Source organism: Syntrophorhabdaceae bacterium, assembly GCA_028713955.1.
GTDB lineage: Bacteria > Desulfobacterota > Syntrophorhabdia > Syntrophorhabdales > Syntrophorhabdaceae > UBA5609.
This window is the reverse complement of record JAQTNJ010000095.1, coordinates 1-11,305: the sequence shown is the minus strand read 5'-3', so window position 1 is coordinate 11,305 and position 11,305 is coordinate 1. Positions and strand designations below refer to the sequence as shown.

The 11,305-nt window shown below is 47.5% G+C and carries 10 protein-coding genes; 1 reads left to right on the top strand and 9 read right to left on the bottom strand.

The genetic code is table 11. The features are described from left to right. From PHU49_09365 to PHU49_09335, 7 genes are all read right to left on the bottom strand, one after another. Positions 1-869: cysteine desulfurase family protein (locus tag PHU49_09365; protein ID MDD5244212.1), on the bottom strand; the 869-nt coding region annotated here is incomplete at its 3' end. 8 nt (positions 870-877) lie between these two features. Then, positions 878-1,288: a 4Fe-4S binding protein gene (locus PHU49_09360; GenBank protein ID MDD5244211.1), complete on the bottom strand. Its 411-nt coding sequence runs from the start codon at positions 1,286-1,288 to the stop codon at positions 878-880. Between the two features lie 53 nt (positions 1,289-1,341). Next, complete coding sequence (locus tag PHU49_09355; GenBank protein ID MDD5244210.1) at positions 1,342-2,064, bottom strand: UPF0280 family protein; 723 nt, start codon at positions 2,062-2,064, stop codon at positions 1,342-1,344. Positions 2,065-2,144: 80 nt separating this feature from the next. After that, positions 2,145-2,792 carry a serine O-acetyltransferase gene (cysE, locus tag PHU49_09350; protein MDD5244209.1) on the bottom strand — a complete coding sequence of 216 codons (648 nt, stop codon included), beginning with the start codon at positions 2,790-2,792 and terminating at the stop codon, positions 2,145-2,147. A gap of 262 nt (positions 2,793-3,054) precedes the next feature. Continuing rightward, a complete protein-coding gene (locus PHU49_09345; GenBank protein MDD5244208.1) occupies positions 3,055-5,559 on the bottom strand; it encodes a diguanylate cyclase in 2,505 nt (834 codons plus the stop codon). Positions 5,560-6,060: 501 nt separating this feature from the next. Beyond that, positions 6,061-6,333, bottom strand: a complete 273-nt coding sequence (locus PHU49_09340) for an HU family DNA-binding protein (GenBank protein MDD5244207.1) — start codon at positions 6,331-6,333, stop codon at positions 6,061-6,063. Positions 6,334-6,605: 272 nt separating this feature from the next. Then, on the bottom strand, positions 6,606-6,788 hold the full coding sequence (locus tag PHU49_09335) for a hypothetical protein (protein MDD5244206.1): 183 nt from the start codon (positions 6,786-6,788) through the stop codon (positions 6,606-6,608). Between the two features lie 516 nt (positions 6,789-7,304). On the opposite strand from PHU49_09335, the gene PHU49_09330 reads away from it, so the two are divergent. Continuing rightward, positions 7,305-7,658, top strand: a complete 354-nt coding sequence (locus PHU49_09330; protein MDD5244205.1) for a hypothetical protein — start codon at positions 7,305-7,307, stop codon at positions 7,656-7,658. Between the two features lie 115 nt (positions 7,659-7,773). On the opposite strand, the gene PHU49_09325 is transcribed toward PHU49_09330, so the two are convergent. Both PHU49_09325 and PHU49_09320 read right to left on the bottom strand, forming a co-directional pair. Continuing rightward, the gene (locus PHU49_09325) at positions 7,774-8,487 is read right to left on the bottom strand and encodes a hypothetical protein (protein ID MDD5244204.1); all 714 of its coding nucleotides are present in this window, start codon (positions 8,485-8,487) and stop codon (positions 7,774-7,776) included. 85 nt (positions 8,488-8,572) lie between these two features. Beyond that, on the bottom strand, positions 8,573-11,305 hold a 2,733-nt coding region (locus PHU49_09320; GenBank protein MDD5244203.1), incomplete at its 5' end, for a PAS domain S-box protein.

Genomic DNA, 11,305 nt, shown 5'->3' with positions numbered 1-11,305 from the left:
CTCACATGGTCAACCCTTTCCAGAATACCTTCAAGCAGCCTTTTCCTCAGTAATTCGATCTTGTTGTACTCGCTCTGCATCTCTTTTTTGACGATCTCGCATGCCGCACCGAAGGCAACGATCCCGAGCACGTTTTCCGTGCCGGCCCTCCTGCCGCTTTCCTGGTGTCCGCCATGGATAAGGTTATCGATCCCGAGACCATCTTTTATATAAAGTGCCCCGACCCCCTTGGGCGCGTAGACCTTATGACCTGAAAAACTCGCGAGGTCGACATTCAGCGAGTGAATATCGATATCGATCTTCCCCATGACCTGCACCATATCAGAATGGAACAGGACACCGTGTTCGCTGGCTATTGCGCCGATCTCTTTCACGGGGAACATGGTGCCCGTTTCATTGTTCGCATACATGACCGATATGAGTATCGTATCCTTCCGTATAGCCCTTTTTACATCATCAGGCTCGATCTGCCCGTTCCCGTCAACAGGGAGGTAAGTGACCGTAAACCCTTTATTTTCAAGGTATCTGCAGACGTTGAGCACGCCCGGATGCTCAACGGTAGTCGTTATAATATGCCTGCCCTGCCCGTGTTTCGCATTTGCAGCGCCTGTATTCGCATAGGCAGCGCCCTTGATGGCATGGTTGTCGCTCTCTGTGCCGCAACTCGTCACAACGATCTCTTCGGGGTGTGCATGTATCATATCCGCTATCTGCAACCGTGCCTGTTCATAATGGGTGCGGACATCCCTGCCAGCCCAGTGAAGGCTCGATGGGTTCCCGTACAGTCCTGCCAGAAAAGGCGCTATCGCTGCTGCCACCTCGGGGTGGATGGGGGTCGTCGCATTATTATCAAGATATACTCTTTTCACTTTCGCCTCTAATCGAAAAAGACGCTCATCGCCTTTACAGGACATACCTTCACACAGAGCTCGCAGGCGACACATCGCTCATAGTCAAATTCTACTTTCATGGTGCTTCTGTCCCGGATGTATAACGCATCCGGGGCGCAGACGCTCGTACAGACACCGCAGTGAACACATTTCAGCTCATCCCGGTTGATATCCTGTTCGATAGGTTCCGTATCGATATTCAGATTCCCGAGGTAGTGTATGCCCCTTTCAAAGTCGCTTTCCGCACCTTCAAGTTCAAGGACCATCATGGACTCGGCCTTCGGAGAGATGTTCGCCCTCAGGATATTCACCACAAGGTTGTAATTCTTCACAAGCCCGTACACTACAGGTTTATCAATCGTATTTCGCTTGAACCGTAAAATCATCCTCTTTTTCATTCAATACCTCGCTTATTGCAGCCGCAAGCTGCAAGAAACAGACCTTCGGCCCGTTATATTTCCACTATCTCCAGATCGCCCCAAACACCAAGGGATTCGCCAAAGATTATCAGGATACCCATGACACCGTGGAACGCTTTCCCTTTTTCGATTGCCGTCGGGATGTCGTCCTTCTTTTTTACAATATTACCGAGGCAGGTTGCAAGTCCATCGGTAAAAAGCGAAGACCTTCCGACGATACATACCGCATCAGCTTTTCCGAAGCTTAAAGAATGACCGACCGTTCCTGAAGATGTACAGATCCCGCAGGGCCTGTCGTCGGGCTTCACCGAGATGCCGATTCGTTCGCTAAAGGGAGAGTCCTTAGCGTAGACCTCGACGATCCTCTCGGCATCAGTCCTGAGATAAATATCGCCGCCGTTTTCAATGATATATTCGTCAGAAAGCGGCGCAATGTCTCTGCCTATGAACTCCGCCATTGCCCCTGCAACCGTTGCCATGGGACCAACTCCAATGATCCGTGAGGCCTCTATCATCTCTCTCACCATCCGGGGCGCAAAAAGATCATCTCCGATGGGCACAAGGCTGTCCCTGAATTCCGGCCTTGATTTGATATATTCTTCAAGCTGGTTCCGGTAAAAAAGGACCTTCCCCATAATAAAACCATGGAAGTCTTCCCGTGTACAGCAAAAAAGGTCTGTTTCTTTGTACTGTACTTCATAGCAGATGAGGTCTTCAGGTTTTGCAATTCCCCTGTAAAATCGTTCTTCGTACATACCGTCAACAATATAGCAGATTGCAGATTGCAGATTGCAGATTGCCAGGGCTCTTCGCGCACACTACATACTGCATACTTCTACTTTTTCTCCTCTTTTTCATTCAACGCGATCTTCTCCTCGATCACCTTCACCCTCTCAAGGAGGGAGGCAATGGCCCGTGATTGAGGATCAGGCATAAAACCCGTATCCATCTGGATCCTTTCTTCACCTTCAACGCGGAAGACAACCTTACCGGGAATGCCTACAACGATGGAGTTGGGGGGGATTTCGCTGACAACCACGGAGTTTGCCCCGATCTTCGTATTATCGCCGACCTTTACAGGACCGAGGACCTTTGCCCCTGTTCCGATGACGACATTGTTTCCGATGGTCGGGTGCCTCTTGATCTTCTTCCACGTAGTACCTCCAAGGGTTACGCCATGGTATATGGTAACGTTATCACCGATCTCGGAGGTCTCCCCGATCACCACTCCCATCCCGTGGTCTATAAAAAACCTCCTGCCGATCACGGCGCCGGGATGGATCTCGATCCCTGTGAAGAACCTCCCTATATGCGATATCAACCTGCCCAAAAAGTACATCTTATGAACCCAGAACCAGTGACTGAAGCGGTAGAAAAGCACGGCATGGAATCCGGGATAACAAAAGATAACCTCCATGACGCTTCGTGCAGCCGGATCATGCTCGAAGGTTGCCTCAATGTCTTCACGGATAGTGGACACCATGCAAGAAGTTTAACAACAGGCGGACTAACTGTCAATGAAACTTGAACCGGATACGTATAGAGAAAAGCAGCCCATAATTCTATAGTATGTCGTATTTCGTATATCGTATGTCGGAAAAGACCGTTCGGCGAGAAACTCTAAATCCTAATTTCTAAATCCTAAACAAATTCAAATGTTCAAAAATAAAAACGTGCTGAAAGGCACTTGTTTGGAACATTTGATATTCAAATTTTGAAATTGTTTAGAGATTGGTGCTTAGAAATTAGTGCTTGATAACATGCTGACTGCCGACGGCTGTCTTTATGCTGCCCTGCATGCGAGGGGAGTAGCGCCCGTACTGGTTCCTTCCGGTCGTCTTCGCCGCATACATCGCAATATCCGCATGCTTGATCAGGGTCTCCGCATCCTTGCCATCCTGCGGGTACATGGCGATACCGACGCTTGTTGTTACGGAAAGATTCCGGTCGCTGATTACGAAAGTCTCTGAAAATGCCTGAAGGATCTTGCCGGCGATGATATCCGTATCTTCAACATGATCGACCTCCGGTATAATGACAAGGAACTCGTCACCGCCCATTCTTGCAACGGTATCGCTTTTGCGCAGCGTGATGATCAACCGCTCTCCCACTGTTTTCAGCAGCAGGTCTCCGAATTTATGGCCCCATACATCGTTTATCTGCTTGAATTTATCGAGATCAAGCATCATCACGGCGGCACGTTTATGATTACGCTGTGCGTTTAATATTGCCATGTTGAGACGGTCATTAAACAATGTCCGGTTCGGAAGACCCGTCAATGCATCGTGGTAGGCCATATGCCTGATCGTCTGCTCCGCCAGTTTTTCCGCCGTAATATCCCGGATGATACCCTGGTATGCGACAACCCTTCCCCCGGCATCCTTTTTCGTTGTGACAGTGAGGATACAGTCCATGACAGTGCCGTTTTTCTTTTTAAGTTTCTGCTCGAAGGCCTTTACGTAGCCATCCTTCCTGATAATCTTCTTGAAATTCTCTCTATCCTTTTCGCTGACATAGGCGACTTTCGCATTGAGTTTCAGGATCTCATCCCTCGTATAGCCGAAGAGATCGAGAAAAGATCTGTTCACATCAACAAACGCACCGTATTGCGTGGTAATGTATATGGCATCCTGTGATTCGCCAAAAAGTGACCGATATCTTGCCTCGCTTTCCCGCAGGGCATGCTCCCAATTTTTTCGTGCGGTGATATCCCTGATTATTGCCTGGAGCAATACCTCGTTGGCGATATCAACCCTGCTAAGGCTTACCTCGGCATCGAACAGGATCCCATCGCCCCTGCGTTGTCTGAACTCAAAATACTGGGGATTTCCCGATACAACGGATCGTCCCTTTTCAAGGGCAATGTCCTGCGATCTGCCTCCGTCGGGCTGGAATTCAGGACAAAAACTATGCGGTGTTTTGCCCACTATATGTTGCTTTGTGCAACGGAACATCTCCAGCGACTTCGGGTTGCAATCAATAAAGACCCCACCTTTGATAAGGAAGATCGCATCATTGGCATTCTCAAAAAGGGCCTGATATTTTGCCGAGCCGCGTTTCACGGCCTCGGCCGCCTTTTTTTGCGCCAGCGCATTGGCAACGATCTCGCCGACGATCTTCAGTAATGAAATGATGTTTTCAGGCCAGTTCTTTTTCGAGCGTACGCTGTCAAACCCAAGAAATCCGATAAGAAGATTATTCGATATGACAGGGACGATGACGAGGGATTGAATACCCTCCCGCATAAATTCCTCTTTTTCCGCCGCTGCCCCGGCAGGAAGCTGCATCACATCAGGGACGTGAATCGTTTCAAACCTCTTTATATTCTCAAAAAACCAGGGCAGATCATCGGCCGTAATCCCCTGGAGTTTCTCCTTCTGGGCCAATATACCCGGAGCGCACCACTCATGGGTATTGTCTATCCTTGTCTTGTTTTCACTAAACTGGAAGACATAGCTGCGGTCAACATCCGCGAACTGACCTATCGCCTTCAGGACATCATCGATCCCATTATCGGTCTCTTCGGCAGGAAGGCAGATAAAATTTGTCGATAGGTTCAGGATCAGCCGCAGCAACGTTTCATTTTTTTTCAGAGAATCCTCTGCCTGCCTGCGTTCTGCGATTTCACCCTGGAGCTGTTCCTTTACTTTCTCAAAACCCTCTGTACGTTTTTCCACGAGCAGCTCAAGATTGTCACGGTACTTTTTGATCTCCTCTTCGGCACGTTTTCGTTCTGTATTGTCTACAAAACTTTCAATGAGGTGCCTGCGGCCATTTATGACAATCGAATTCACCGTCTTGATAATAGGTATATTCCTCCCACCACGGCCAAGGAGGAGGCGTTCCGAATTGTCCACCGTCTGTCCGAGGTCAGTAATGGGACACCTGCCCATTTCCGCGGGACATACATGTTTGTGGCATGTAGTACCGATAATCTCTTTCCTCGGAAGACCGATCATCTTCGCTGCCACCGTATTGACATCAACGATCGTATGCCGCTCTGCGTCTACAAGGAGGATTCCGCTCCGGATCGATTCAAAGATTGTCCGCAGGCGCGTCTCGTCTTGCCTGGCGGAGTCCATATCGTCTATGTACCTGCCTGCCAGATCTCTTAACTCTTTCAGCTTCTTACGGATCTCCGTGAGCTCTGCCGTGAGTTCTTTTTTAGTCTTCCTGCTGCCCTTCTTTTCACTTTTATCTTCAAGATTATTTGTTGCTTTCACTACACTGAGTATGCTCTCACGCACCATATATCTTCTTCACCATCTCGCAAAAAACAATGTATCAGGCGTCCTGCACGTATGTCTGCAATGACCCTCCATGCCTGATAGCGTACAACTTCTTCAACACCTCATTGTGCTTTTTGCCATTTTTCCCTAACCAATCATTTTATCGGCACATCCTGTCAGGTTATTAAGAAAAAACTGACGGTATATCGTATTTCGTATATCGAAGTCTTAAAGAAAACGTTCGGTGTGAGGGAAAAGCCGAAGGACGAAGGACGTTCGCTTCGCTAGGACGAAGGACGAAATGAAAGGCAGCTCATGGTTCATAGCGGGAAGAATCAGGCTAAGGTTGAGGAGAACTGTGGTTTGCTTAACCTCAACCTTAGCCTTAGCCTGCTCTTTTTGTCCACTATTGACTATCGACGACTGACGGCCGCCTTTATGACGACTATGTCTTATGTGCATTAGACCTGAGGGCACACTCTGCCGGAGGAGTAATTGGCAAGAGTGTGCCTCCTGAAGGTACTACTTGACCATTTTCCTGAACAACGGAGATGCTGAAAATTTCGGTACCTTCTTCGCTGAGATCTTCATTGGTTTTCCAGTTCTTGGGTTTCTCCCGTTACGGGCCTTTCTTTTCGCTACCGAAAAGGTTCCGAAACCAACGAGGCTAAGCTTATCACCTTTCTTCATAGCATCTTTGAGCACATCAACAACACAGTTTATTGCCTTTTCTGCCTGCGCCTTGCTGAATTTTGTCTTTGCCGCTACTTTTGCGATGAATGCTGCCTTTGTCATCTATCTCTCACCTCCTTTCCTGTGATTTTGTGTTCCTTGCTGTATCACATCCACCCTCCTTCGAAACCAGGGTTTCGAATAGTTAAACATCATGGTTCAACAAAAACACTTTTGTCCTCTCTCACAGATCCCATAAGCAACACCCGCTACCGTGTGCGCGTGAGGTTGAGGAGGGAAGGGGCTTGCGCCCCTCCCTTATTTCTTCTTGCCTGTTGCTTTCTTCTTTGGTGCTGCTTTCTTCTTCGTTGCCATTATATATCACCCCCTTTCTCTTAGAGTTTTTGCTCCCTTTCGTCCAGTTCAATTCTTCCTCTGCGTATCAGTAGTCTCAGGAACGTTGATACATTCATCCCGAGAATGGAAGCCCTCTTCTCCAACATCTCAAACTCTTCCTTGTTCAGACGAACAATAACAGGAACCGATTTTTTCTCTTCCTCTGTCTTTTTCTTCCCCATTTCATTCCTATTCTTTTACGTATACATTATAAATATACTATAAATATATTGTCAATAAAATAATTATGTTTTTTTATATAATATTATTTATTTGTACATTTTTATTATTATCTTTTACATTGATTAAATATATATCATATATTTTTTATTAATATCTTTATTGCTTTATATAATCTTATTATTATTATTTATTATCTATAATTAATTATTTATATTATTAATTATATTTATTATATATTTATTGTAATACACTATATAGGAGAGAATGTATAGCACATAGCGTGAAAAAGTTCATAACTGATCGCTGATCGCTCATGGCTCATGGTAAAACAATCAGGTGGAGATTACGGAGAACTGGGTTTGCTAAACCTCAACCTTAGCCTTGGCCTACTTTTTTATCTGCTGACTGCTGATTGCTGTCCTTAAAATTATGTATGGAGTTTGTTCCGGGATACTGCTACATTTACTATCAGCGTTTCTTTTGATGCTAAGTGGAGTTGGTCATAGCGGTAATTCGTGAACCTCTGGATGGTACAGCTGCAGGAAAGACTTGCTTCAGAAGGCATTCTGTCAGACCCCGCAAAGGCACGACAGGAGTTCGCCAGGGAATACGGGAAAAAATCCGGACGATGGAAGGAAGAGCTGGCGTTGGGAAGGGTCGGTACATTCACGAAAGAATGGCCTGAGATACGAAAGGACCTCGCGAGGGTCACACAACGTACCGCGGAGATAGCTTCCCTGATGAGACTTTCCGGGCTTCCCCTTACGCCCGGGGCAACAACACCTCCTACATCAGACAGATCGAGGCATCATACCTGGAAAAACAAGGTTGAGGCTGAGGATAAGGTCAAGATTAAGCGGAAAGTCTGAAGATCTTCCTTGCTTCAGCCGGGGTTGCGGTGTCGCGCCCGTATTCTCTCGCGATGCGCACGACCCGCTCAACGAGCGCTGCATTACTTCAGCTATAGCTCCTTCATTGGCTATACTATAGCCCTATAAACTGTATCGCTATTCCACAAAGAAATATCGTAGCACCGGCCATGACATGGTTGTAACGTTCAAGCCGGGCCATGGGGAGGAAGTTGATGCCAAGGACAGAAACGAGAACAACGCCGAGCATTGTCAGGATCGTCACGCCGCCGAATACAGAGCTCACAAGTACCAGGCCCCATAGGCTGCTTTTTGCCGCTGGGTACATGAGGATCGGGATTAATGGTTCACAGGGACCGAAGAGAAAGATCGTAAAGAGGATCCAGGGCGTAAGGTTTACAGCACCTTTCTGATCGTGGATATGGACATGCTCTTCGGAATGGGAATGTGTGTGGACATGGACATCACCGTCGATATGTGCATGGGCATGCTCATGTGGACGGTTTCTGAACATCCTTCGTAATCCCCAGACAAAATACATAAAACCGAATGCTATCAGGGCCCATCCGGCTATGTTGCCGCGGAACGATTCTACAAGCTCCAGCTTCGTGACCGCAATTCCCAGGGCAATTCCCATGATCCCGAGCACGACGGAGCTCCCGATATGGCCAATACCACAAAGGAACGTGAACAACGCTGTTTTCATAATGGACCATTTCTTTGCCCTTGCGAAGACAATGAAAGGGATATAATGGTCCGGCCCCAGCAGTGTATGAAAAAAACCGATGGACGCTGCAGTAATCGTGAGGACTGTCAGCTCATGATCCATATGTTATGATAATCCTTTTTTACACCACTAATCCATAATATTTTGAAGAGGGGATGGGCAGTACGTGGTCACCCATATTGGTACGCTATTTTTCCAGTACTTCCCGTATCTTTTTTGATAATTCATTAACATTGAATGGCTTCTGGATAAAACCGTTACAGCCGCGTTCAAGTATTCCCGATGCCTGGCCGTTTAAGCTATAGCCGCTTGAGAGAATGACCTTGATCCCGGGGTTGATCTCCTTCAATCTGTCGTAGGTTTCCCCGCCACTCACGGTCGGCATGACCATATCGAGGATCACCAGGTCAATCTCTTCCATGCGTTCCGCATAGACATCTACTGCCTCTTGCCCGCTTTTCGCCAGCAGCACCGTATAGCCAAGCTCCTCCAAAATTGCCTTTCCAACATCAATAACCACATCCTGGTCATCAACAAAAAGGATCATCTCCCGGCCCTTCAATAACTCATCCGATATGACCTTATCCTCGATATGTTCTTTCCCGGAAGCAGGGAGATAGATGTTGAAGGTTGTGCCTTTCCCTTTCTCGCTGTAAACATTGATCATACCGCTATGGTTTTTTATAATACCGTGCACAGAGGCCAATCCCAGGCCTGCCCCCCTTCCCATCTCCCGTGTGGTGAAAAAGGGCTCAAAGATCCTTTGCTTCGTTGCCTCGTCCATGCCTATCCCTGTATCGGTTACGGATACTTTTACATATTGCCCCGGCTTTATCGGGTAACGATTGGCGTAGCCTTCATCAAAAATAATATTCTGTGTTTCAAGATAGAGTTCTCCTCCTGTAGGCATCGCATGCCATGCATTGATATAGAGGTTTAACAGGACCTGTTCTATCTGGCTGCGGTCTATCTCTACCGTATAAAGATCGTCCTGTAGTTTTCTGTGGATAACAATATCCCTCTTGGTCCTGCCAAATATATCAGAGGATTTAATGAGGAGTTCATTCATATCTGTTGGTTTCACTTCATATTTCCCGCCCCGGGCAAATCCCAGTAACTGCTTTGTCAGGTCTGCGCCGCTTTGTACCTGTTTTTCTATTATTTTCAACTTTTCATAATGACGATGACCGGGATCTACGTCCATAAGCATCAAGGATGTATATCCGAGGACAGCCATAAGAAGGTTGTTGAAGTCATGGGCAATACCACCCGCCAGGGTCCCTACGGCCTGCAGTTTCTGGGCCTGGAGAAGCTGGGATTCGAGGTTTTTGCGTTCCGTGATATCACGAATCGATTCTATCGCGCCAACTATATTTCCACTGCTGTCAAATAATGGAGAGGCAGTCCCTGACAAAAATGTGCCCTTCCCACCGTATAGTTTTGGCACGAATACTTCTCCATAGAGCACGTTGCCTTTTTTCTTGATCGATTCGTATCTCTCCTTTAACTCATCGGACTCGGCGGTAACATAGTCTATGAGTATAGGTCTTCTTATACCATAAATGGCAAGGCCATACTCATAGTCACCTTTCCCAAGGATATCCTCCTTCCTGACACCTGTCATCTCTTCGCAGGCACGATTCCAGGTTACCACCCTTTTTTCCCGGTCGATGACCAGCGTCGCATCGGGCAAGAACTCGATGATGTTAAAAAACCGCTCGTGGGCCGCGCGGAGCTCTTCTTCGGCCTGTTTGCGTTGGGTTATGTCCTCACAGGCCATTATGTTTCCACCGGCTGTCAATTTAACAGGTATAAAATTGATTATCTTGTCGGTGCCGTCTTTACACCTCACCGTAAAGATCCTCGGCCTTTTTTCCAACATCCTTGTCCCTTTTATGTCGTCAATCCATGCTGCTATTACAGTATGCCTGTATGCCGGGTCAGGATAGGCCTTCCTGAACCACTCCCTGCCGTTTGGAACTTCGTTGAGAGCATAGCCGAATATCCCTTTGAATTGAGGGTTCGTGTATTGAAAAGTGCCATCCTGATCAATCAATGCAAGCCCGTAGGGGGCGTTTTCCGTAAGGGTCAGAAACCGTTCCCGTTCCTGGCGCAGGGCCTCTTCAGTTTTCTTTTGCAAGGTAATATCGATCGCGGTACCTTCATAACAGAGTATTGCCCCATCGGGAGTCCGGACCGCGCGGGCATTGGTGGAAACCCAGAACGTGCTCCCGTCTTTGCGGTACTGTTCTGATTCGAATTTCTCGACAAAGCCCTGCTCTTCAATGATCTTTTTAAACACCTCCCTTTCTTCCGGGTCTACATATATCTGTGTCGCTATGTCGGTCGTAGCTTCGATCATCTCCTCCGGGGTATCATATCCAAACATCCTTGCCATGGCCGGGTTCGCGCTTAAATGTCTTCCGTCCGGGGTTGACTGGAAGATGCCCTCTATGGAATGTTCGAAAATATTGTGGTATTTCTCTTCACTTTTTTGGAGTGCCTGCTCGGTCTTTTTCCGTTCGGTGATTTCGCGGACGATTGCCTGGATGAATGTTTCACCTCCCAGCGTAATACGGTTCAGACCCACCTCGGCATCAAAAGGGGTCCCATCGTAGCGACAGTGTATCCACTCAAAGAAACGAGATTCACCGCGCAACGCCGCATTGATCTTATTGAGCGCCGCTTGCCTTGAACCCTCGCCGTTGGGTTGGAATGGGGGAGAGAATCTGTAAGGAGGCTGCCCGATAATCTGCTCCCTGGTGCACTGAAACATCTCCAGGGTTTTGGTGTTACAGTCAATGAAGGTATCTCCGCTCATGAGGAATATGGCGTCGTTGGCATATTCAAAGAGTGTCCGGTATTTGGTTTCACTGTCTTTTAATTCTTTCTCTGCCTTTTTACGCTCTGTAATATCGAT

Excerpts from the sequence above, each read along its gene's own strand:
- PHU49_09360 (MDD5244211.1), bottom strand. The coding sequence starts at position 1,288 with ATGAAAAAGAGGATGATTTTACGGTTCAAGCGAAATACGATTGATAAA.
- PHU49_09355 (MDD5244210.1), bottom strand. The coding sequence starts at position 2,064 with ATGTACGAAGAACGATTTTACAGGGGAATTGCAAAACCTGAAGACCTC.
- cysE (MDD5244209.1), bottom strand. The coding sequence starts at position 2,792 with ATGGTGTCCACTATCCGTGAAGACATTGAGGCAACCTTCGAGCATGAT.
- PHU49_09345 (MDD5244208.1), bottom strand. The coding sequence starts at position 5,559 with ATGGTGCGTGAGAGCATACTCAGTGTAGTGAAAGCAACAAATAATCTT.
- PHU49_09340 (MDD5244207.1), bottom strand. The coding sequence starts at position 6,333 with ATGACAAAGGCAGCATTCATCGCAAAAGTAGCGGCAAAGACAAAATTC.
- PHU49_09335 (MDD5244206.1), bottom strand. The coding sequence starts at position 6,788 with ATGGGGAAGAAAAAGACAGAGGAAGAGAAAAAATCGGTTCCTGTTATT.
- PHU49_09325 (MDD5244204.1), bottom strand. The coding sequence starts at position 8,487 with ATGGATCATGAGCTGACAGTCCTCACGATTACTGCAGCGTCCATCGGT.